This window comes from Ferruginibacter sp. SUN002, assembly GCF_050611725.1.
Taxonomy (GTDB): domain Bacteria; phylum Bacteroidota; class Bacteroidia; order Chitinophagales; family Chitinophagaceae; genus Ferruginibacter.
Genome location: NZ_JBODJB010000001.1, coordinates 1,143,564 through 1,166,525, shown reverse-complemented (window position 1 = coordinate 1,166,525; position 22,962 = coordinate 1,143,564). Strand labels below are relative to the sequence as shown.

Sequence of the window (22,962 nt, the reverse complement as noted above, 5' to 3'; positions counted from 1 at the left end):
TTACTCAAATGGTAAAGTGTGCAAACTCCTATAAACTAATTTTGTATTATGGAAAAGATTGACTGGAAAGTAGAAGGAATGGATTGCACCAATTGTGCCCTTACCATTACAAAGTATCTTCAAAAAGAAGGGCAGCAAGATGTGAAAGTTAATTTCATAGGCGGGGATGTGAGTTTTGAACTAACCGGAAATAAATCGAAGGAAACATTAGCAGCAGGCATTAAGGACTTAGGGTATAAGGTTGTTTCGGACAACTGGCAACAAACAATGGACCACGGAAGTACTACTCATAATCATCGGCCATGGATCATGGTCCATAGGCGATGGTCATTCAACAATCATCTTCAACGCTTTCTCTTCTGCTTACCATTTACGTTAGTATTGATGCTACACATGCTTCCCTGGCATATTCATTTTTTGATGAACCCATGGATACAGTTTGCGATCTGTTTGCCTGTTTACATAGTTGGAATGGGATATTTTGGCGTAAGTGCATTTAAAAGTTTACGTCGTGGTATCCCCAACATGAATGTCTTGATCGCAATCGGTGCCACTGCTGCCTTTGTATATAGTCTGATAGGAACATTGGGAAATTTCGGTATGGATTATATTTTTTATGAAACAGCCGCAACCATTATCACATTGGTTTTTTTAGGTGAATGGGTTGAACATAAATCGGTAACCATTACACAAAAAGAACTGAACAAATTATCGGCTCAGCAAAAAGTAATGGCCAATATGATCGCTTTTGATGACGAACATAAAGAGCAAATATTTCCTGTTGAGAACACACAATTACGAGTTGGTGATCTTATCCTTATAAAAACCGGTGAGCAGGTTCCAACAGACTGCAAAATTTTATGGGGTGATGTACAAGTGAATGAAGCGTTATTGACGGGTGAGAGTAAACCCATTCACAAACAAAAGAAAGATGGATTGATAGGCGGTAGTCTTGTTATTGACGGTACTGTAAAAGCTCAGGTTACCTCTGTAGGTAAAGACACAGTGTTGAGTAATATTTTGAATCTTGTAAAACAAGCACAAAGTGAGAAACCACCTATACAGCAAATGGCAGATAAAATCAGTGCTGTATTTGTACCTGTAGTAATAGCTATTTCAATCCTTACTTTTTTAGTCAACTATTTTGCTTTCAATATTTCCGGCACATCATCTTTAATGAGAAGCATTGCTGTATTAGTAATTAGTTGTCCTTGCGCCATGGGACTTGCAACACCTGCAGCTATTGCAGTAGGACTGGGAAGAGCAGCAAAAAAGGGAATACTTTTTCGCAATGCAAAAAGCCTTGAGCTATTTAAAAATATTTCTACAGTTGTATTCGATAAAACAGGTACGCTTACAAAAGGGCAATTTGTAATAAGCAAAATTTACAGCACCATTCATGAAGATGAATTCAAGCAAATTATTTTTTCTTTAGAAAAATATTCTAATCACCCAATTGCAAAGGCGATCGTTAGCGAATTAAAAATTAGCAATGCCATTAACTGGAAAAAAATAGAGGAAATAAAAGGTCTTGGAATAAAAGCAGAAGACAATGAAGGAAATATTTATTTGCTCGGATCTTATAAAGTAGCCCCTAAACTTACTGAAGACAATACACATACTGCTTATCTTCTAAAAAATGACTCTTTGATCGGTTGGTTTGATATGGAAGATGAAATAAGAGAAGAAGCAAAAGCAGTTGTTGCTTATTTACATTCAAAAAATATTCATACTATTTTATTAAGCGGCGATAATATTGATAAAGCAAAAAAGGTTGCTGCCGAAATTGGCATTGAAGAAGTGTATGCCGAAAAATCTCCGGAAGAAAAGTTGGCCATCATAGAAGAATTAAATAAAAAATCTCCTGTGGCAATGGTAGGTGATGGCATTAACGATGCACCTGCTTTGGCAAAAGCTACCATCGGCATCTCCATGAGTGATGCATCACATCTGGCAATGCAAACAGCACAGGTTGTTTTAATGAATAACGGTATTCAACATCTTCCAATGGCTTTGGGTTTAGGGAAACATACTTTTTCTACTATAAAAGGAAATCTCTTTTGGGCATTTATTTATAATGTTGTTGCCATTCCTATTGCTGCCATGGGTTTTCTTCAACCCGGCATTGCTGCATTGGCAATGGGATTCAGTGATGTGGTGCTGGCCATTAATTCTATTCGTTTAAATTACAGGAAAGTAGTTTAATTTCAGGTCGATAATTTCATTCTTTTGACAACTCAGGAAATACTAAAAGAATATTGGGGCTATGATGTTTTCCGTCCTTTACAGGAAGATATCATTAATGCTGTATTAGATAAAAAAGATGTACTAGCTCTGTTACCCACCGGTGGCGGCAAATCCATTTGTTTTCAGGTACCGGCAATGGCATCAAATGGTATATGTCTTGTTATTAGTCCACTCATTGCATTAATAAAAGATCAAGTTCAAAATTTAAAGAATAAAGGCATACCTGCATTATCCATTTACTCCGGCATGAGTTTTATTGAAGTAAAAAAAACTTTACAAAATGCTGTACACGGCAATTATAAATTCTTATACGTATCGCCTGAACGATTAGAAACAAATTTATTTCTGGAGTTTTTACCGGCAATGCATATTAATTTGATTGCTGTTGATGAATCGCATTGTATCAGTCAGTGGGGCTATGATTTCAGACCATCTTACTTACGTATTGCTGCTTTACGAGAATACATCCCTTCTGTGCCCGTATTGGCTTTAACAGCATCGGCCACTAAAGAAGTGCAGGATGACATTTGTGAAAAATTGTTATTCAAAAAAACAAGCGAACGTTTTCAGCAATCATTCGACAGACCAAACTTATCATATAGCGCTTTCAACGTATCATCCAAACAAAATAAATTATTAGAGATATTAAACAATGTAAAAGGCAGTGCTATTGTTTATTGCAAAAGCAGAAAACACACAAAAGACATTTCCGATCTTTTAAAATTGAATAAGATCAATGCAGATTTTTATCATGCAGGATTAAGTAATGATGAAAGAAATATAAAGCAGGAAAGCTGGATCAATAATCAAACTACTGTTATTGTTTGCACCAATGCATTTGGTATGGGAATAGATAAACCCGATGTAAGAGTTGTAGTACATTATGAGGTACCGGATTGTTTGGAGAATTATTATCAGGAAGCAGGTAGAGCCGGTCGGGACGGAAAGAGATCGTATGCTGTATTGTTGTATAACGACAGGGAACTGGATGACCTGCAAAAGCAAAGCAATATTCGCTACCCTAGTCAGGAAGAAATAAAAAAAGTTTATATCGATCTAATGAACCATTTGCAAATTCCGGCGGGTAGCGGAGCATATAGTAGCTACGATTTTGACATTGCAATTTTCAGCTCCGCTTTCAAACAAAATATTCTTACAGCAACCTATGCTATTAAAACATTGGAACAGGAAAGCATACTAAGCTTTAATGAAGTGTTCTTTAAACCGTCAACATTGGTTTTTAACTGCAGTAAAGAAACATTGAATGACTTCGAGATTCACAATCCGCAATATTCAGCTATTATAAAAGGTTTACTACGCAGTTATGAAGGCATCTTCGATTATCCGGCTACTATTTATGAGAACCAGTTGGCCAGATTCATTCAGAGGAAAAGAGAAGATATAGAAAAAGAATTATTGCAATTAAAATATTTGGGCATTGTTGATTACGTACAACAAAAAGATAAACCACAAATTACATTGTTGCTAAACAGAATGTATGCAGATAGTTTCTTGATCAATTTGGACAATCATTTGCTAAGAAAAAAACAGTTCGACATTCGTGTAAAAGCAATGATCAATTATATCAACAATACCATTAACTGTCGCTCCAAAGAAATTGCTCATTACTTTAATGACCCTTCCGTAAAAAAATGTGGGATCTGCGACAATTGCATTAATCAAAAAGAGTTAGTCATTACAAAGGAAGAGTTTGAACAGATCACTGAAAAAATTACCAATATTATTTCTACGCAATCGATTGCGTTAAAGACATTGATACAGCATTTAGCTCCGACCAAAAAGGAAAAGATTTGGAAGGTGATCGACTTTCTGCAATCTGAAAACAAACTCATAATTACCAAGGAAGGAAATATATCTATATAGAAAGTGTTGATACTTAATGTTTAAACACTAATAAAGTAAGGACAAAAAAAAGGGACCAAGATAGAAATCTAGTCCCGCTTTAAAATCCAATATCCTATGAAAAACCAAGACGAAGATAATACGGAAAATACTATCGTGCAAGTTTTTTATGAAATATTTTACATTTTTTTATTTAAGTGTGTATTTTTTACACATTAATTTTTATTATCTTATTGATTATAAGCTATGTACGGTTTACTAAATTATTAATTTAACAACAATTTAGTATGGCTGAAATATTCTGAACTATTTGATATTTGTCAATAGGTGGTCAAATGATAATTGAATACGGCTTTTTTCTGTCTGCATCAGACAATCTTATAAAAATCAATTAGTTATTTACGATACAGGCTTCGTAAAAGTCATTAGTAGTACTACAGGCTAAAACCAGCTGCTTTTTTTTGATCTGCTTCTGCCGCCTAGTCCCAGAGCACCTAGCAAAGAGCGTACAATGGTTGTGCCGGCAGTTCTAACCATACTTTTAACAATAGTATTATTGGCTACTTTTTCCAAAGTGGATTTTTCTTCTTTTTTACCCGGCTTTTCTTCTTCTTCAGCTTTTGATCTTTCAGCAGCTTCTTCCAGTTTAGCTGTTAATATTTCATACGCACTTTCAGAATCAATTATCTGGTTGTATTTAGCAACAAGTTTAGACTTGCCGACAATTGCATCGATCTCGCTGTCAGTTAATACATCCATACGGCTACGGGGTGAGCAAAGCATGACATGCGCCAATGGTGTTGGTATACCTTTTTCATTTAACATGGTAACCAAAGCTTCTCCAATTCCCAATTGTGTAATAAGATCTTCGGTTTTATAAAAATCTGTTTCTGGATAATTCTCTGCTGTTTGTTTGATCACTTTTCTATCTGCTGCCGTAAAAGCCCTAAGCGCATGTTGTACTTTTAAACCAAGTTGTCCGAGAATACTTGCCGGCACATCCATTGGATTTTGTGTGCAAAAGAAAATACCAATACCCTTGCTTCGTATTAGTTTAATAATGGTTTCAATTTGTTGTAATAGTGCATCGCTTGCCTCATTAAAGATCAAGTGAGCCTCATCAATAAACATTACCAGTTTAGGTTTATCGAGATCACCTTCTTCAGGGCAACTGGCGTATAATTCTGCCAATAGTTGCAACATAAATGTAGAGAATAATTTAGGTCTGTCCTGAAGGTCAGTAACCCTTAAAACATTGATGATACCACAGCCTTTATCATCAATTCTCATCAGGTCTTCTACTTCAAAACTTTTTTCGCCAAAAAATATATCAGCGCCTTGCTGCTGCAATTCAATCACCTTTCTCAAAATGGTGCCCGTACTTGTGGTGGATATCTTGCCATATGACTTTTCAAGTTCGTCTTTTCCTTCTTCGCCAACATACTGTAATACCTTTATAAAATCTTTCAGATCCAACAGTGGCAGCTTTGTATCATCGCAATATTTAAATATCATTGCCACTACCCCACCTTGTGTATCATTCAGCCCTAATATCTTACTTAATAAAACCGGACCAAACTCACTAACGGTTGCCCTTAATCGAACACCTTTCTGATCGCTGAGCGTTAAAAGTTCTGCCGGAAATTGTGTTGGTTTATACTCAATATTCAACTTTTGGTATCTGTCAACTACTTTATCATTACTTGACCCCATTGCAGCGATACCACTCAGGTCACCTTTTATATCCATCAATAAAACCGGTACACTTGCATCACTCAGGTATTCGCTGATCATTTGTAGTGTTTTGGTTTTACCTGTACCTGTAGCCCCGGCAATCAGACCATGCCTGTTCATGGTTTTGAGTGGAAGATAAATACCTGCATCAGCCACCACAACTCCATCCAATACCGCCGCACCTATTTTAACAGATTCTCCTTTAAAAGTATATCCGTCTTTTATTACTTGTAAAAAAAGTTCCTGATTTGCCATTGTAAAATTTATTTACTGAAAGGTACAAAGCTTGCTGAAATTAACTGTGTAAAATTTAACAATATTGAAGTATTGATAAAACGTTACAATTTCGTTAAATCGATTTTATAAAAAAATTAGGCATTATATTCGTGGTAGCAAATAACATTTACTTTATTTGCCTTTAAACTATAACAACATGGAACCGATAAAACCCAAGGTACTCTTATGCGAAGATGATGCAAATCTTGGCATGGTCTTAAAAAATTATCTTGAATTAAATGATTATGACATTACATTAGAAAGAGATGGCAGACTTGGTTTGGCTGCCTTTCAAAGAGAGAAATTCGATCTTTGCCTTTTGGATGTGATGATGCCAAATATGGATGGGTTTACATTGGCAGAAGAAATTCGTGATATCAATCCGGATGTTCCTTTATTTTTCCTTAGTGCAAAAACAATGAAGGAAGATATTATTCAGGGATACAAATTGGGTGCGGATGATTATATCACCAAGCCATTCGATAGTGAAGTTTTATTGCATAAAATAAAAGCTATCTTAAAACGCAATGAAGAATTGCATAAAGAAGAAGTGAACGCAGAATTTGATATGGGTAAATATCATTTCAATCCACGCCTACGTGAATTGGGTTTTGACGGGAAACTGATCACGCTTTCTCCCAAAGAAAGCGAATTACTTAAAATGCTTTGCGAATACAAAAATGACCTATTGCCAAGAGAAGTTGCGTTGAAAAAAATATGGGGTAGCGACACCTACTTTAATGGAAGAAGCATGGATGTATATATTGCTAAGCTTCGTAAATATTTAAAAGAAGATCCTGCTATTGAAATTGTAAATATTCATGGCAATGGATTTAGATTGGTTGCTTCGTAAAATAGTAATATAGTTCAAAAGAATTTATACAAATGCCGCAGATAAAATCTGCGGCATTTTTTTATCAGCTAAATCAGCGTTTCTAAATTCTATGAAAATAAATTACCCGGCCCGCCAAACTTTGGCATTGTCTTACCCAAATGCGTATACGCTTTTTCGGTAGCTTCTCTTCCTCGGGCAGTGCGTTGTATAAATCCTTCCTGAATTAAAAAAGGCTCATATACTTCTTCCAATGTACCTGCTTCTTCGCCTACTGCCGTTGCAATGGTTGTAATACCTACTGGGCCACCTTTGAATTTATCAATGATCGTAGAAAGAATTCTGTTATCCATATCATCGAGCCCATGCTCATCTACATTCAATGCTTTTAAAGAATGTTGGGTAATGCCTATATCTATTGCCCCATCGTTCAATACCTGAGCAAAATCCCTTACCCTACGCAACAGTCCATTTGCAATACGTGGTGTACCCCTGCTACGTCCGGCAATTTCTTTAGCTGCATCTACCGTTATAGAAGTATTCAATATACCAGCAGAACGCAAAATAATTTTCTGTAATGTTTCTGCATTGTAATATTCTAATCTTGATTTTATTCCGAATCTGGAAAGTAACGGTGCAGTTAATAAACCACTTCTTGTTGTTGCACCAACCAAGGTAAAAGGGTTTAAATTGATCTGCACACTTCTTGCATTAGGTCCGCTATCGATCATAATATCGATCCTGAAATCTTCCATAGCCGCATATAGATATTCTTCCACCACATTGCTCAACCGATGTATCTCATCAATAAACAATACATCATTCGGCTCTAAATTAGTAAGTAGGCCTGCAAGATCACCGGGCTTTTCAATTACCGGCCCGCTGGTTTCTTTGATATTAACACCTAATTCATTTGCAATGATTCTGCTGAGTGTTGTTTTACCCAACCCCGGCGGACCATGAAACAAAGTATGATCCAACGCCTCTCCTCTGATCTTAGCAGCTTTGATAAAAACCCTCAGATTTTCTATGGTTTGTGCCTGACCTGTAAAGTCGGCCATTTCGCTTGGCCGAATATTGTTCTCGAATTCTTTATCCGCAGCACTTAAAGAAGATCCTTCCGTATTTAAATTTGGATTGGGCATGAATGATTTTTATCAACCCTGTAAAACTAAACATTAATCTTTAAATATGTTGTTTACAAAAATCCCCTCACTAAGTGAGGGGAAGTAACAATTCCAACCTAAAAACTAAAACTATTTTGCTTTAACCCTTACAGCCACACGACGGTTTTGTGCCCTGCCTTCTGGTGTTGTATTATCTGCTATGGGTATCTGAGGGCCATAGCCTTCAGCCCCTGTAATAGCTGTAGCCGATGTTCCCATTTTTTTTAGCTGAGTAGCTACGGCATCTGCTCTTTTTTGAGACAATTGAACATTTGCTAGAGAATCTCCTGAATTATCTGTATAACCTCCCAGCTTAAATTCTGCTGTCGGAAAAGCTTTTATAATGGCAACAATATTTCCAAGTTGTGCCATCGAGGTCGAATCTAATTGAGTTCCGCCTGATTTAAAATGAACATTCGTTAACTCAAACCAATTACCTTTTATTGTATCAATTTTTGCATTGGTGTTCATCAAAAATTTAAACAATTTATTTTCGGTAGAGTTTTCACCAACCAGCAACTTGCCTGTGTTATTAGGAAGGTCGATCGTTATTTGTTTACCTGAATCATATAACCACTCCTGCGTTAGTGTATCTAGTCTTCCGGAAGTGCTATTTTTATAAGCGTCAGCAGAGTCTTCTGTTCTAGACCTTACTGAATCAAGTTCATTGGCCGCTTCGCTCCCCTTATTAGATCCTTTTCCTAAAAAAAACAACGCCGTCAGAAGTGCCAATGCCAACAATAATAAAGGAAGCAACCATTTTAATCCGGTCTCAGTTTTTTCGTGGGTTTCTAAAGCAGCATATTTTACACGATCGGTCGAATGATTTAAGTTACTAGTTGCTCCGCTGAAAAGATCTCCCAAGTTCAACCCGGAAGGCAAGGCTTTTAGCAGGTTTCCTTTTTGTTCTTTCAAAAGAGATGCCAGTCCACTTCCGTTCAAATGATCTGCTGCAGCTTGCTTACCCAAAAGCCCCAAAACTACAGGAGTAACCATACTTAGTAAAGAAGTTGATGAAGATTTTTTTATTCCAGAGAAATTTGCAATGATATTCGTAAGCGTATTGGTTTTATGTTCATCAAACAATCCAGCCAATAATCGGGCTCCTTTATTCAGTAATCCGCCTCCACTATCATTCTCAAAAAAGCCGTTTATATTTCCAACAAAATCGGCACTATTCGCTTGCAATGCCAAATTAGAAACAGTATTGGCACCGCCGTTATTTGAAGCTTTTTCTGTAATGCCTGTTATCAATGCAGGCAAAATACCGCTAAATGCTTTTGCTATTCCAGTTTCACTTTCACCTAAAAAAGCACTTGCTTTACTTATCAAATCGTTGGTAATTAACCCTTTTGCAGCATCTAATAAATTGAATGACATCCTCGTAAATTTTGATTGTTAGTTATATAATAGCTTATCAGGATTATATTAAGATTGATTCGTGACAATAATGGTTGCACGGACAAAAAAAATCTGATATATCGCCTCCCAGCACAGCATTTCGCCACTAATCATATGCAAGGGTTGCATTTAAGTTGGCTAACTGTAAATTTGTGTACAATGTTTAAGCAATTATCGAGATACTGGATGTGCCAATTGGGCGGATGGGGGCTAAATGCCGCTATTACCGTATTCTTCTATCTTACCCTCTCTATTCGTAAAGTAGAGCATTTTTACCTGATCATACTCATCAGTGTTGTGCTGGGTTTGCTTTCAACTCACCTTATGAGAATTGTGATCAAACATTATAAATTTTTAGAAAAACCCATCCGTAATCAGATCATTTCATTTATTCTGATCACCATCGTTTTTTCGATCATCTATGCCTGTGCTGATGTAGGAGCTGAAAAATTGTTTGGCTTGAGAGGATATGTGGATCCAAGTATCTCTTTGTTGAATGAACTGATAAGAAGTATTATTAACAGTTTTTTTATTTTGTTTATCTGGAACCTCATTTACTATACTTACCATTATGTGGAACGTAACCGCAAACAGCAGGTAGATACGTTGAAACTTCAATCGCTGGTAAAAGAACTGGAATTGAAGACGATCAAATCGCATATCAATCCGCATTTTATTTTTAATGCATTAAATAGTATCAGGGCATTGGTAGATGAAAATCCTCAACGTGCCAGAAATGCCATTACTGAGTTAAGTAATATTTTACGCAGCAGCATGCATGCGGAGAAATTGGAGACCGTTCCTTTGGTGAGAGAGTTGAATATTGTGAAAGATTATCTTGCGCTGGAAAAAATGCGTTTTGAAGAAAGACTCACCATTGAATTAGATATTGACGAAAACACATTGGAGCAACCTGTACCCCCGATGATGTTGCAAACACTGGTTGAGAATGCGATCAAACACGGCATCAGCAAAAAAATAAACGGTGGAAAAATAAAAGTGATCTCCGATTTTGTAAATGATCACCACGAATTGGTAGTGCAAAACTCCGGACAATTGAGTACTTTGATAAGTGAAGACGGATTTGGTGTAAAGAGCACTCAAAACAGATTGAATCTTTTATACCAGGGTAAAGCTACTTTTGATATTAAGAATTTAGATGCAGATACTGTTGAATCGAGGATCATTATGCCAAAAAATATTTTATAAAATATAGTGTTATGCCAAAAGCAATTATTATCGATGACGAAAGACTTGCAAGAAATGAATTAAGAAAACTATTGCAGGATTTTCCTGAAATTGAAGTGATAGACGAAGCTGCAAATGCTGCTGAGGGTATTGAAAAGATAGACAACCTAAACCCGGATCTTATTTTCCTGGATATTCAAATGCCCGGTAAGACCGGCTTTGATATGCTGATGGAATTGGATAAAGCTCCGCATGTGATCTTTACTACGGCCTATGATGAATATGCTTTAAAAGCTTTTGAAGTAAATGCGTTGGATTATTTAATGAAACCCATTGAACCTAAAAGATTGGGTGATGCTCTACATAAATTAAAACTGGCAGAAGAAAAAGAACTGGCTGCACAACAAGCTTTTGGTCGTGGTATGCTGAGCGAAAACGATCAGGTTTTTGTGAAAGATGGCGAACGTTGCTGGTTTGTAAAACTATCTGAAGTGCGTTTATTCGAAAGCGTTGGTAACTACGCAAAAGTTTTCTTTGCAGGTAACAAACCGCTCATCTTAAAATCTTTAAACGCTTTGGAAGAACGTTTGGATGAAAAAATATTTTTCCGTGCCAACCGTAAGCATATTGTGAATATGCGAATGATCGAAAAGATCGAACCTTATTTTAATGGCGGACTTCTTTTAGACTTACAAGGCGGTGAAAAAGTTGAAGTGAGTAGAAGACAGGCGGTGAAGTTTAAAGAGATGATGAGTTTGTAGGTATTTAATATGGAATATTGTAGATTGAATATTTCCCTCGAGGTTGGTGTCTTCACCGAACATGCAGAAGGATATGATTAATCTTCTCCTATTCTAACTTCTATTTCTTTTACCCCTGCACTTGGCGGACCGAAACGAATATTTGCAGTAGCGCCGATCATAAAATCTGTTGCTTCCAATATCGGTTTTATTGTTTTATATAGAACTTCCGCATTGGGTCCATACATATAAAGTATTCCATCATTATAATCTGTGCGGATTTCGTGCCCATCATATTCCCCAACCATAGTATCATTGATTATTTTCTCCAACTGTTTTTCCAATGAATGGAGTGGTTCTAAATTATCTTTTTTATAGTCGAAGTAAATAATAACTGCTTGCTCAGATTCATTATTATCAATAAAGTTGCTCAACTCAATCGATTTTTTTCCAAATAATTTTTTGAAAATTGACATATTGTATCTCAATTATGTATAACACAAATATAGGCGACACTTCTTATACACCTTATACGTTTAGAGAAAAGTTAAATAGTAGTACTAAAGATGAAAGGATTGCGACGCAACGATGACGCCATGAAAAACTGAAGCTGGTATTCAAAAAAATCTACCCAACGTTCACCGGTACACTATGTACCGCAGCAGCCATTTCTTTAATAAGAGAAGCATCTTTTTCAATAGCGTTACCAACAACAATTACATCGGCACCGGCCTTGCAATTGAGGTAAGCTTTTTCGGGTTCGATGATACCACCACCAATAATTAAAGGCACTTCTATAGACTGTGCTACTTTTTGTATCATGCTTTCGGGGATAGCTCGTTTGGCTCCGCTACCGGCATCCATATAAATTAATTTCATGCCCAGCATTTCGCCGGCCATGGCTGTACACATAGCTATATCATTTTTGTCGGCAGGTAAAGGGCTTGCATTAGAAATGTAAGAAACGGTTGTTGGTGCTCCGCCATCTACCACCATATAACCGGTTGGCATAATTTCCAGTCCGCTCTTTTTTACAAATGGCGCTGATACTACATGCTGACCGATGAGTAATTCAGGGTTACGTCCGCTGATAAGCGACAGGTACAATAATGCATCTGCATACTTACTTACCTGCGACGGGCTTCCGGGAAATAATATTGTTGGGATATTACAACTGCGTTTGATCAATTGTAAACATTCATCTAAATAAGTAGAGATAACCAAGCTACCGCCTACCAAAAAGTAATCGACCTTCGCTGAAACAGACAGATCGATCAGTTGTTCCATATTGGTACTGTTCACCTTATCGGGGTCAATTAGTACGGCAAACGATTTTTTGCCTGTTCTTTTCCGCTCTACTAATGAATTGTATATACCTTTTGTCATCAATACTTATTAACGTCCTTGCAAAAATGTGGCTTTTTTTGCTTTTATTAAAATTAAAGATACTAAACATCAGGCTTTTAACGCACTGAAATAGCGAATATTGCTAAATTTGGTTATGGATATCTCGTTAGAAATAAGATTTAAAACTGCCAGAAGTGGTGGAAAGGGTGGTCAGAATGTAAATAAGGTGGAGACCATGGTGGAGGGTTATTGGGATATTAATGCGTCTTCATTAGTTACTGATGAACAAAAACTGCGTTTACAGGAGAAATTATCCAACAGAATTAATGCGGATGGCTGTTTATTGATCAAAAGTCAGACAGAAAGAAGCCAATTGGGGAATAAAGCACAGGTTATTAAAAAAATGAATGAACTGGTTACTAAAGCCCTTATCATTCCTAAAAAAAGAAAAGCAACCAAAGTGCCCAAAGCCGTAAAAGAAAAAACACTGGATAGCAAAAAGAAAAAAGGAGAGATCAAACAAAACCGTAAGAAAATTAAACTATAACAATATGAGGTTACTTAGCTTACTCTTTATGGTTATAGTTTTTGCATCCTGCCATAAGTTGCCAAGCACAAGTGCAAACGAAGCACCGCATAATATAGAAATCTTCTTTACAAATGTGGTTCGGGACAAACCAATTATATTAGGATCTGAGCAATACATTAATCAATACAAAGAAGATGATGTTGTATATGAAGAACAGTACACTATTACCAAACTAAAATATTACATCAGCAATCTCACATTCACTACTACAAAAGGCAAAGTGATTTCAGAAAAAGATAGCTACCATTTAATTTCGGTGGCAGAAGAAAATACTGTTCCTAAATCGAATCGTTTTTCATTTGCATTAAAATCCGGCACTTACAAGTCTGTTTCTTTTTTAATTGGTGTAGATAGCATTAAAAATATTTCCGGTGCACAAACGGGTGCATTGGATCCTTTAAATGGTATGTTCTGGACATGGAATAGCGGCTACATTATGTTCAAAGTAGAAGGCACCTCTCCACAAAGCAAGATGGCCGATAATAAATTCGAATATCATATCGGCGGGTTTCAGGGGCTTAATAATACACTACGCCGAGTAACATTTAATTTATCCTCACTTGAAGTAACGGAAAATACAAATACGGAATTAATTTTTGAAGCAGATCTGCGTAAATTTTGGGAAAACGGAAAGTCATTTAAAATAAGTGAAATACCCATTTGTACTTCAGAAGGAATTGAAGCAAAAAAAATTGCCGACAACTTTAGTCAGATATTTAGTTGCACTAAAATAATTCATTCTATATATTCCTTTTGATAAAACGAATTACAATATTAGTTTTTTGTGCATCGATGTTTTTTGTGTTGATCATAGATGCATGCAAAAGCAGTAAGGTTTCATCTTTACAAAAACAACACACCATAGGTTTATACATTCCGAAAGGATGGCCAAAACCTACGTTTGATATTTTTGAAAATAACCCTGTTACTGAAGAAGGTTTTCAATTAGGTAGAAAATTATTTTATGATGGCATCTTAAGCCGTGATGGAAGCACTGCTTGTGCTACCTGCCATCAGCAATTTGCCGGGTTCTCTTCTTTCGATCATAATCTTAGTCATGGCATCAACAATTCGCTTACAACCCGTAATGCACCTGTACTTTTCAATTTAGCCTGGATGAGGGAGTTGCATTGGGATGGTGGCATCAATCATATTGAAGTGCAACCCATCGCCCCTATTACAGCTGAAAACGAAATGGGTGAAACGCTTGAAAATGTTTTGTATAAACTGAGAAGAGATAAAGTGTATGTTGATCTTTTTTCAAAAACATTCGGCGATACGATTATTAATACACAAAGAGTATTGAAAGCGCTTGCACAATTCACCGGCAGCATTCAATCGTACAACAGTAAATACGATAAAGTAAAAAACGGCGAGGCAAATTTCTCTGCAAGCGAACAGGCGGGTTACGAATTTTTTAAATCAAACTGTAACACATGTCATAAAGAACCGTTGTTCACCGATAATGCTTTTCACAATATAGGGTTACCAATCAATAACTCTTTAAAAGATTATGGTCAGATGAAAATAACCAACAAGCCGGAAGATTCCTTAAAATTCAAAACACCCAGCTTACGCAACATTGCATTGTCACAACCTTATATGCATGATGGCCGCTTTATCAATTTCAGTAAAATAATAGAGCACTACAATACATTAGATATTGTCAATTTAAAAAATATTGATCCTGTATTGAAAGCAAAAAAAATAATCGTTACTCCAAGCAATAGAGTTGATCTGATCGCATTTTTGCATACACTCACCGATTCAGCAATGACACACGACGCCAGATTTTCTTCCCCGATCAATAATTCACCTGTATTTATTGACAAGCATTAAAAAAGGTGTAGTTGTTGAACTACACCTTTAAAAATAAAATCCGAAAATCTTAATTTTTACGTTTTGCCTTTAATGTTTCTAATATTTGTTGCTGAGTAGCAGCTTCTGCTTTTTTGTTCGCCTGATCTTTAATATTATCAGCAATATCCTGTTCTATTTGACGCTTCTTTTTTTCAAGATCTGCACCATCATCTACTGAGTTATTATATTTTTTTTGTGCTTTTTTGGCGACTGCTTCCTGTTCTTCAATTTGTCTTTCAAGATCGGCTGCTGCAACCACTTCTGTCAAGCCGTTTAAAAATGTTTTAGCATTGGCAAACAAGGCCGGATCAGATGTTTCATTTGCAAAATTCTCATAGCCTTTTGTCAATAACAACGATACGGTTGATTTGTCTTTTTCTTTTTTGCTTTTTCTTTCGATCTTGTAGTACATATCATAAGTATCTGCACCTAATTCTGCCAGCTTTACTGCTTTAAAAACAATAAAACCTTTACTGCTTTTTCCGCTATAGCCTAAAGATTTCATTTTATTAACGATCGCATCTTCGGTTATACCAGGGTCAAATGGTAATTCATTGACAATTCCGGCCTGACTCACTTTGTTATATTCAACCTGTGCAGTAGTAGATTGTGCGTTTGTAATGCTGTATGCTCCTAAAAAAAGCAAGCAAATAATAATAGATTTTTTCATAATTAATTTTTTTATAAGACTGATAATAGGGTTAAAGAGTTGCAGGCACCTACAAATAATAGTAAATAAACAAAAATGCCTTTAAATTTGAGTTTAAAATTACGAAATACTTGAGCAGTATAAAAAAATTAGCCGGTCAAACTATATGGTATGGAGCCAGTTCTATCGCCGCCCGGTTTATCAATTATCTGCTTACACCCTATTTAACATATAACGCTGCTATAAAAACAGACGATTTTGGCAAGATGGGCATCATTTATTCCTTGATCCCTATTCTAAACATCATTTTTACCTATGGTTTTGAAACGGCTTATTTCAGATTTGCATCCAAAGAAGAAAACAAAGAAAGTATTTATAGCACGACAGCATTGTCACTGATCTTCTCAACAATATTTTTTTCTGTTATTCTGTGGTTCTGCCAACCTTTTCTGGGAAAGATAACCGGTCTGACTGATTTCCCGTCGTTATTGCAATTGAGTATTCTTATTATCGCATTGGATGCATTAAGCACCATTCCATTTGCTAGGCTTCGTGCCGATGGACGGCCAAGAAAGTTTGCATTTATACGAATTACCAGCATCTTATTGAACATTTTCTTTACCTGGTTTTTTATCAGTTATTGTTCAACTCAAATACAAAATAACCCTTCAAGTTGGGTATCGATTTTCTATAACACGACCACCAACCCCATTGTATATGTAGTTTTGGCAAATCTTATACAGTCGGCATTCACATTACTCCTGCTTTCTTCAGAAATAAAAAAGATACGTCTCCAATTCAATGTGAAATTATGGAAGCAAATGATGTTGTACTCTTTGCCGTTAGTTGTAGCCGGTATGGGTGGTATGATCAACGAAACTTTCGACAGACTGATGCTGGTTTGGTGGTTGCCCGGTGATACATTTGCAAGAGAGCATCAGGTTGGTATTTACAATGCATGCTATAAATTATCTATTCTGATAACGCTTTTTATTCAGGCATTCAGAATGGGAGCCGAACCTTTCTTTTTTAAACAGGCAGAAGGACAAAACCCTCAACGCACTTATGCCAGAGTGATGAAGTTTTTTGTGTTAGTGATAACCGTTATGTTTTTGGTAGTAAGTCTTTTTATGCCAATTTGGAAACATTTCATCGGCCCCAAATACTGGGAAGGGCTTGCCGTAGTACCGATATTGCTTTTGGCCAATATGTTTCTTGGTATCTATTATAATTTATCCATCTGGTACAAATTATCACACAAAACCATGGCAGGCGCATGGATCACATTGATAGGCGCAAGTATAACCATTGCTATTAATTATATTTTTATTTCCCGGTATAGCTATATGGCTTGTGCATGGGCTACTTTTTTCTGTTATGGCAGCATGATGATTATTTCTTTTGTATGGGGACAAAAAAATTATCGCATTCCCTATGCCTGGAAAAAATTACTGGCTTATCTGGTGATTGTTGTTCTCTTATTTTTCATTCACAAAGGCCTTACCGCAGTTTGGAGTAGCCTTGCTTTCAATCTTATTGCTGCATCATTCCTCTTGTTGATCTATGTTTGGTTTATTTCGCTTGTAGAAAGAAAGGAATTTGTACAGCTACCTATAGTAGGCAAATTTTTCAAAAAGGCAATTACCACGTAGCAACAATAGAGTTCACACCTTACCCCATTTTAAAAGTAAGGGCTGCAAAATCTTCCACACTCAGAGCTTCGGCTCGTTTGGTAAAAATTTCATCTTGCAAAACTTCTGCAGTAAATAAACTTTTAACGGCATTACGCAGTGTCTTACGGCGTTGCTGAAACGCAGTTTTTACCAGTACTGTAAATGCCCTATCTGATTTTACAGGTAACGTTGTTGTTTTTCTTTTTAAACGAATGACTCCACTCTGCACTTTCGGCGGGGGATTAAAGGCTTCGTTACTTACGTCAAATAGATATTCTACTTCGTAAAAAGCCTGTATCAATACACTTAACACTCCATATACTTTACTGCCTTCTTTTGATGCAGCTCTTTCTGCTACTTCTTTTTGAAACATTCCGATCACAACAGGCACCTGATCTTTCCAATCCAACACCTTAAATAATATTTGGGTAGATATATTATAAGGGAAATTACCTATTACTGTAAAAGGTTCGTCAAAGGGCACATCAATATCCAAAAAACTTTGAGCAATGATCTTGTCTTGCAGAACAGGATACGTTTTTTTCAAAAATGCCACTTTCTCATCATCCAACTCAACGGCTTTAAAATTTATGCCCGGTAGTTGAATCAGATGTTTGGTTAAAGCACCACCACCGGGGCCAACCTCAAGCAAATTAGCAAAGCCATCCTGCTTCAAAGCATCTAATATCTTTTGGATAATATGCTCATCTTTTAAAAAATGCTGGCCCAGTGATTTTTTGAGTGTGTACATAAGGAGCGGTGAAATTACTGAATTTATATTAGTGTGTCATTTTGAGTTAAAGATCTTCTATGTTACTTTTTTTGCAGAAAAAAAGTAACCAAAAAAGCCGCCCGAAAAGCATTACCTCCGCTTTTCGGGTTCGTTCCCTGATTAAACTTTTGTACTACTGTAAACTCGATATTAGTAATTCTACATTATGCTATATTTCAACTAATACCCCAATGATTTAAGTAAGGGTTGGCAACCCTGCCACAAATGTTGTACTTTTACAACCCATATTCACACACTATGCACCACGATAATAAGCCTGTAATTGGTATTACCTGCGGAGATGTTAACGGCATCGGCCTTGAACTCATCATCAAAACGGTGGCTGACAGCCGCTTACTTGAATTATGTACTCCCGTGATCTTTGCAAATAACAAAGTGCTTAATTTTTACCGTAAGGGTATTCCTGATGTGAATTTTAATTTTACCAGTACTAAAGATGCTACCAGAATCAATCACAAACAGATCAATTTATTTAACTGCTGGGAAGATGAAGTAGCCATTACTCCCGGCGAATTAAATGATATTGGCGGCAAGTATGCAGTTATGAGTCTGGTTGCAGCAGGACAAGCTTTGAAAGAAGGTAAGATCGACGGATTGGTTACAGCTCCTATACATAAAAAAAATACGCAATCTGCCAGCTTTGATTTTACAGGCCATACGCCGTACTTAAAAAAATTATTTAATGCGAATGATGTAGTAATGTTCATGGTAGCGGAAAACATGAGGGTTGCATTACTAACCGAGCATGTTGCAGTTAAAGACGCAGCATCTTTCATAACAAAAGAAAGCATATTAAGTAAGCTTACGTTGTTGAATAATTCTCTTAAAAAAGATTTCAATATTGACAAACCTAAGATTGCCGTATTAGGTTTGAACCCACATGCCGGTGATGAAAGTTTAATTGGTAAAGAAGAAGCAGAGATCATTAAGCCTGCTATTAAAGAAGCCAAACAAAAAGATATTTTCTGTTTTGGACCCTATAGCTCCGATGCCTTTTTTGCAAGAGGTTATCATGAAAGATTTGATGCAGTATTAGCTATGTATCATGATCAGGGCTTAATTCCGTTTAAATCATTGGCCATTGGCGAGGGCGTAAATTTTACTGCTGGTATCAGTGGCGTTCGTACTTCTCCGGATCATGGTGTAGCATTTGATATTGCAGGAAAGAATAAAGCCGATGAAGCATCTTTCCGTCAGGCAATTTATACTTGTGTAGATATCATCAATGCAAGAAAAGAGTTTGCAGAACAACGAGCAAACCCCCTTCGTAAAATAAGCAAACGAATGATCGCTAATGCTGTGGATGAAGCAATAACCGAAGGCCCTGAATAAAAAAGGTCAGCCATTGGAATTTTACATCCAAAGCCAACCTCTTATTTTTTGCTCAATTTATTTTAGATAGACTTTTAGAAAAAAAGGTTGCAAGCCTACACAATTATTTTGTAGTTAGCTTAAAATTTGAACTTATTGAAAATGATGAAGTAGGATTCACTCTTATACTTCTTATAGAAGCATTTGAGCTCAATACACAAATTCCATTATTGATCACTACATCTGTATTTTCATCGGGCAAAACGCCACAACTCCAGTTAGCCGGGTTTTCCCAGGCATTACTCATTCCGCCGATCCATGTATTTACAAACCTCACTTCATACACCTGACTATTGTTTCCATCCACCACACAGCGATATTTATTCCCTGTATAAGATGATGGTACATTGGTAAGTTGCAACAATTTATTATTTGCTCCGGAGTAGTTGGAATTATTACTAATGTTTACAAACCCAGCTCCTGCATCAACCTGCCATTGATATACAGTGCCATTAATATCTGGCAAAAGAACAGCATTCGATGACGGGGCACAAAGTTTTACATCCGGACTTACTACTGTTACATAAAAAGAATCTTTGATACAGCTATAATTATCTCTTACAACATAAACAAAATTACCTCCTGCAGTTGTAGAAGGGGTTATTGTTTTCGATGCTGCATTGCCGTTATTGATCCAATTGTAACTACCCTTCCATGAAGCTGTGAGAGATAAAACCGAATCTTTCAGCACAACATATTGTTGCACATTATTCACATCCTTAAACATAGTGAAAGAATCTCTCACAACAGGCACTGTCGGGCTTCCATTATCATAAGAGATAAATTTTGCATCTAATCTGTTGCTATCCACTTCAAAATAAAAACATCCTCCATTATTTATATTTGAATAAGACATACAATCATGGGGATAGCCCGAAGCCTGTGCTACATCTAACTTTCCTGCAGAGCCTGATACAACATAGACACTACCATGTGCATATTTACCCGACTTATAAGTATATGCACAGGAATTATTTGCTCCGCTATAGTTAGCTGTTTGCAGATTTCCTGTAGAAGTGTGTAAGGTTGCATTAAAATCTGCGTCCTGGATCTGATTGGCGAATGTTCTGTAATATCCTTTTAACAAATAGCTTCTTTCAAAACCATGTGCATGACCACATAAAACAAGATCAACCCCATATCTTTCCAATATTTGTACAAACCTTTCACGAATAGCAGCAAGGTCCTGCTCCGAATCAGAATTATGACTTGTTTTAGTATAGGGTGGATGATGAAAATAAACAACTGTCCATCTTTTTGTATTAGCCGCTAGATCGTTTTTTAACCAGGCAACTTGAGCACCTGCAGTATCATACAGTTTTGTAGTATTGGCATCGTCTTTTCCATAAGAGTCAAGTGAAACGAAATGTACATTACCAATATCATAAGAATAATAATTGGTTACTCCTGATGCAACGCCACCGCACTCTCCATTTGTTGGAAATGAAAATATAGTGTGATATGGCAGGCTTCTACTACCGGTATTTGCTGAATTGTCACCATAGTCATGATTTCCGGGTGATGGGTAAAGCTTATTGTATTTAAGCAGATCATCTTTGTAAACATTAAAAAAGCCGCTTTGATACTGATCATCTGTACCAGATGAATATGCATTATCGCCTAGTAACAACATAGCATCTACATCTTTCCCCCCCATGTAATTCACAAATGAATTTTTTACATTGTATTGGTTGGATGTATTTGTTCCGCAATCTCCCAACGCCATAAAACGTAATTTTCTTGTTGGATTGTCTGGTGGAGCTGTAGTAAAAATATTATCGAGCCCTTGTTGCAATGTAAGTCCTGTTGCACCTATAGTATAATAGTATTTTGTATCGGGCAATAGTTTTCCGATACGAACAATATGTTCAGTCGTTAGTGCAGCATCAACAATTGAGTCGGTATATACACCATACACAATTCCCCATTTAACTTTTGAATTTGTAGCTGCGTCTGTCCGCCAACGTAATGTAATAGAGTCTTTACTGCCAGACTGCAAATACGGCCCACGAGTTAGCGTTGCATTTGTTAGACCAATTAATTCCATATCAAAAAACAGATCGCTACTTCCTACTTGATTTTGATGCACTTCAACCGCAATGATGTTATCACCGGGCACAAAAAATGATGGTGCAACGGAGCCGGTATAAACATCTGCTCCATTATTGGTGATAGCACCTGTTGCAAAAGTTGCATACGTTGGATTAGCCGCAATATTATTTCTGAATGCTTCTACACCATTGATCCAGATAACAATACCGTCATCGAATTTTGTATTGATCTGAAAACTTACATAGTTATTGGGCGCAGGAATATTAACGATTTTTCTGAAATACATGGTTGGATATCTTGCTCCCGTTACACCACCTCCTCCCGCAGAAGCATCTTCGGGAATATTGGTATTTCTTACCGGAGGATTGGTACCAAAACCAAGTGCAGATTTTCCTGTAACCCAATCAGAAGCAGGATAAGCAATATCTTTCCAATTTACCGCATCGTAATTAGAACCACCACCTTTGTATTTCCAATCGGGTGCAGATGCACTTGTACCACCGAAATTTAAAAAGATATTACTGGTTACTCCAACCAGTTCCATATCAAAAAACAGATCACTACTTCCTGCCTGATTTTGATGTATCTCTACAGCTATAATATTGTCTCCGCTATTAAAAAATGACGAAGCGATTGTTGTGCTATATATATCAGCGCCATTATTTGTCATTGCAGCCGTAGCAAAAGTTGCATAAGAAGGATTGGCTGCAATATTATTTCTGAATGCCTCTACGCCGTTGATCCATATAACAATACCATCGTCAAATTTTGTGTTGATCTGAAAACTTGCGTAAGCATTTATTGATGCTATATTAATGATCTTTCTGAAATACATGGTTGTATATCTTGCACCGGCAATACCACCACCGCCGGCAGATGCATCCTCAGGAATATTTGTATTTCTTGCCGGAGGATTTGTACCAAAACCTAATGCAGATTTTCCTGTTAGCCAATCGGAGGCAGTATAAAGAAGGTCTTTCCAACTTACAGCATCATAATTAGAGCCACCACCTTTATATTTCCATTCAGGAGCAGATGAACTTGCTTGTCCGAAAGGAATCAATATGTCATTCGCTAACAGACATTGACAAAAAATTAATAGAATGATTGTAGCAATCGAGTATTTCTTTTTCATATTTATCGCAGTTGGCTGCGTAAATATAACAAATAATCGACTAATG

Annotated in this window: 17 protein-coding genes and 1 pseudogene; 10 read left to right on the top strand and 8 right to left on the bottom strand. The window is 36.6% G+C overall.

Features of this window, described 5'->3' with window-relative positions:
• Window positions 1–48: 48 nt before the first annotated feature.
• On the top strand, window positions 49–2,205 hold the full coding sequence (locus tag ACQ33O_RS05190) for a heavy metal translocating P-type ATPase (RefSeq protein ID WP_430994503.1): 2,157 nt from the start codon (window positions 49–51) through the stop codon (window positions 2,203–2,205).
• 24 nt (window positions 2,206–2,229) lie between these two features.
• Window positions 2,230–4,131 (top strand): RecQ family ATP-dependent DNA helicase, encoded by a 1,902-nt coding sequence (locus tag ACQ33O_RS05185; RefSeq protein ID WP_430994502.1) that lies wholly within the window; start codon window positions 2,230–2,232, stop codon window positions 4,129–4,131.
• Window positions 4,132–4,551: 420 nt separating this feature from the next.
• Here the strand turns inward: ACQ33O_RS05185 and ACQ33O_RS05180 are convergent, their stop codons facing one another.
• Window positions 4,552–6,099, bottom strand: coding sequence for a helicase HerA-like domain-containing protein (locus ACQ33O_RS05180; RefSeq protein ID WP_430994501.1), 1,548 nt, complete (start codon window positions 6,097–6,099; stop codon window positions 4,552–4,554).
• 178 nt (window positions 6,100–6,277) lie between these two features.
• Between ACQ33O_RS05180 and ACQ33O_RS05175 the strand changes: the two genes are divergently transcribed.
• On the top strand, window positions 6,278–6,973 hold the full coding sequence (locus ACQ33O_RS05175) for a response regulator transcription factor (protein ID WP_430994500.1): 696 nt from the start codon (window positions 6,278–6,280) through the stop codon (window positions 6,971–6,973).
• An 89-nt stretch (window positions 6,974–7,062) separates the two neighbouring features.
• On the opposite strand, the gene ruvB is transcribed toward ACQ33O_RS05175, so the two are convergent.
• Both ruvB and ACQ33O_RS05165 read right to left on the bottom strand, forming a co-directional pair.
• Window positions 7,063–8,097, bottom strand: coding sequence for a Holliday junction branch migration DNA helicase RuvB (ruvB, locus tag ACQ33O_RS05170; protein WP_430994499.1), 1,035 nt, complete (start codon window positions 8,095–8,097; stop codon window positions 7,063–7,065).
• A gap of 111 nt (window positions 8,098–8,208) precedes the next feature.
• Complete coding sequence (locus ACQ33O_RS05165) at window positions 8,209–9,498, bottom strand: DUF937 domain-containing protein (RefSeq protein ID WP_430994498.1); 1,290 nt, start codon at window positions 9,496–9,498, stop codon at window positions 8,209–8,211.
• 180 nt (window positions 9,499–9,678) lie between these two features.
• Here ACQ33O_RS05165 and ACQ33O_RS05160 point away from each other — a divergent pair, with 180 nt between their 5' ends.
• Window positions 9,679–10,728 (top strand): sensor histidine kinase, encoded by a 1,050-nt coding sequence (locus tag ACQ33O_RS05160; RefSeq protein ID WP_430994497.1) that lies wholly within the window; start codon window positions 9,679–9,681, stop codon window positions 10,726–10,728.
• An 11-nt stretch (window positions 10,729–10,739) separates the two neighbouring features.
• Window positions 10,740–11,468 (top strand): LytR/AlgR family response regulator transcription factor, encoded by a 729-nt coding sequence (locus tag ACQ33O_RS05155; RefSeq protein WP_430994496.1) that lies wholly within the window; start codon window positions 10,740–10,742, stop codon window positions 11,466–11,468.
• Between the two features lie 77 nt (window positions 11,469–11,545).
• On the opposite strand, the gene ACQ33O_RS05150 is transcribed toward ACQ33O_RS05155, so the two are convergent.
• Both ACQ33O_RS05150 and ACQ33O_RS05145 read right to left on the bottom strand, forming a co-directional pair.
• Window positions 11,546–11,923 (bottom strand): hypothetical protein, encoded by a 378-nt coding sequence (locus ACQ33O_RS05150; protein WP_430994495.1) that lies wholly within the window; start codon window positions 11,921–11,923, stop codon window positions 11,546–11,548.
• Window positions 11,924–12,074: 151 nt separating this feature from the next.
• Window positions 12,075–12,833: a geranylgeranylglyceryl/heptaprenylglyceryl phosphate synthase gene (locus ACQ33O_RS05145; protein WP_430994494.1), complete on the bottom strand. Its 759-nt coding sequence runs from the start codon at window positions 12,831–12,833 to the stop codon at window positions 12,075–12,077.
• A gap of 130 nt (window positions 12,834–12,963) precedes the next feature.
• Between ACQ33O_RS05145 and arfB the strand changes: the two are divergent.
• The 3 genes and pseudogenes from arfB to ACQ33O_RS05130 all read left to right on the top strand — a co-directional run.
• Window positions 12,964–13,341 (top strand): annotated as a pseudogene (arfB, locus tag ACQ33O_RS05140) (alternative ribosome rescue aminoacyl-tRNA hydrolase ArfB); the annotation flags it as partial.
• Between the two features lie 4 nt (window positions 13,342–13,345).
• On the top strand, window positions 13,346–14,140 hold the full coding sequence (locus tag ACQ33O_RS05135) for an MbnP family protein (RefSeq protein ID WP_430994493.1): 795 nt from the start codon (window positions 13,346–13,348) through the stop codon (window positions 14,138–14,140).
• Window positions 14,137–15,222: a cytochrome-c peroxidase gene (locus ACQ33O_RS05130; RefSeq protein ID WP_430994492.1), complete on the top strand. Its 1,086-nt coding sequence runs from the start codon at window positions 14,137–14,139 to the stop codon at window positions 15,220–15,222. Before ACQ33O_RS05135 ends, ACQ33O_RS05130 begins: the two co-directional genes overlap by 4 nt.
• A gap of 49 nt (window positions 15,223–15,271) precedes the next feature.
• On the opposite strand, the gene ACQ33O_RS05125 is transcribed toward ACQ33O_RS05130, so the two are convergent.
• Window positions 15,272–15,913 (bottom strand): hypothetical protein, encoded by a 642-nt coding sequence (locus ACQ33O_RS05125; RefSeq protein ID WP_430994491.1) that lies wholly within the window; start codon window positions 15,911–15,913, stop codon window positions 15,272–15,274.
• Between the two features lie 110 nt (window positions 15,914–16,023).
• Here ACQ33O_RS05125 and ACQ33O_RS05120 point away from each other — a divergent pair, with 110 nt between their 5' ends.
• Entirely contained in the window at window positions 16,024–17,544 is a 1,521-nt protein-coding gene (locus ACQ33O_RS05120; protein WP_430994490.1) for a lipopolysaccharide biosynthesis protein, read from the top strand.
• A 19-nt stretch (window positions 17,545–17,563) separates the two neighbouring features.
• Here ACQ33O_RS05120 and rsmA read toward each other — a convergent pair whose 3' ends face one another.
• A complete protein-coding gene (rsmA, locus tag ACQ33O_RS05115; protein WP_430994489.1) occupies window positions 17,564–18,316 on the bottom strand; it encodes a 16S rRNA (adenine(1518)-N(6)/adenine(1519)-N(6))-dimethyltransferase RsmA in 753 nt (250 codons plus the stop codon).
• Window positions 18,317–18,595: 279 nt separating this feature from the next.
• On the opposite strand from rsmA, the gene pdxA reads away from it, so the two are divergent.
• On the top strand, window positions 18,596–19,690 hold the full coding sequence (gene pdxA, locus ACQ33O_RS05110) for a 4-hydroxythreonine-4-phosphate dehydrogenase PdxA (protein WP_430994488.1): 1,095 nt from the start codon (window positions 18,596–18,598) through the stop codon (window positions 19,688–19,690).
• Between the two features lie 103 nt (window positions 19,691–19,793).
• On the opposite strand, the gene ACQ33O_RS05105 is transcribed toward pdxA, so the two are convergent.
• Window positions 19,794–22,916 carry a metallophosphoesterase gene (locus ACQ33O_RS05105; protein ID WP_430994487.1) on the bottom strand — a complete coding sequence of 1,041 codons (3,123 nt, stop codon included), beginning with the start codon at window positions 22,914–22,916 and terminating at the stop codon, window positions 19,794–19,796.
• Between the last annotated feature and the right edge of the window lie 46 nt (window positions 22,917–22,962).

What these genes read in the sequence shown, in the direction of transcription:
- ACQ33O_RS05190 (WP_430994503.1), top strand. Translation starts at nt 49, where the DNA reads ATGGAAAAGATTGACTGGAAAGTAGAAGGAATGGATTGCACCAATTGT.
- ACQ33O_RS05180 (WP_430994501.1), bottom strand. Translation starts at nt 6,099, where the DNA reads ATGGCAAATCAGGAACTTTTTTTACAAGTAATAAAAGACGGATATACT.
- ACQ33O_RS05175 (WP_430994500.1), top strand. Translation starts at nt 6,278, where the DNA reads ATGGAACCGATAAAACCCAAGGTACTCTTATGCGAAGATGATGCAAAT.
- ruvB (WP_430994499.1), bottom strand. Translation starts at nt 8,097, where the DNA reads ATGCCCAATCCAAATTTAAATACGGAAGGATCTTCTTTAAGTGCTGCG.
- ACQ33O_RS05165 (WP_430994498.1), bottom strand. Translation starts at nt 9,498, where the DNA reads ATGTCATTCAATTTATTAGATGCTGCAAAAGGGTTAATTACCAACGAT.
- ACQ33O_RS05160 (WP_430994497.1), top strand. Translation starts at nt 9,679, where the DNA reads ATGTTTAAGCAATTATCGAGATACTGGATGTGCCAATTGGGCGGATGG.
- ACQ33O_RS05155 (WP_430994496.1), top strand. Translation starts at nt 10,740, where the DNA reads ATGCCAAAAGCAATTATTATCGATGACGAAAGACTTGCAAGAAATGAA.
- ACQ33O_RS05150 (WP_430994495.1), bottom strand. Translation starts at nt 11,923, where the DNA reads ATGTCAATTTTCAAAAAATTATTTGGAAAAAAATCGATTGAGTTGAGC.
- ACQ33O_RS05145 (WP_430994494.1), bottom strand. Translation starts at nt 12,833, where the DNA reads ATGACAAAAGGTATATACAATTCATTAGTAGAGCGGAAAAGAACAGGC.
- ACQ33O_RS05135 (WP_430994493.1), top strand. Translation starts at nt 13,346, where the DNA reads ATGAGGTTACTTAGCTTACTCTTTATGGTTATAGTTTTTGCATCCTGC.
- ACQ33O_RS05125 (WP_430994491.1), bottom strand. Translation starts at nt 15,913, where the DNA reads ATGAAAAAATCTATTATTATTTGCTTGCTTTTTTTAGGAGCATACAGC.
- rsmA (WP_430994489.1), bottom strand. Translation starts at nt 18,316, where the DNA reads ATGTACACACTCAAAAAATCACTGGGCCAGCATTTTTTAAAAGATGAG.
- pdxA (WP_430994488.1), top strand. Translation starts at nt 18,596, where the DNA reads ATGCACCACGATAATAAGCCTGTAATTGGTATTACCTGCGGAGATGTT.
- ACQ33O_RS05105 (WP_430994487.1), bottom strand. Translation starts at nt 22,916, where the DNA reads ATGAAAAAGAAATACTCGATTGCTACAATCATTCTATTAATTTTTTGT.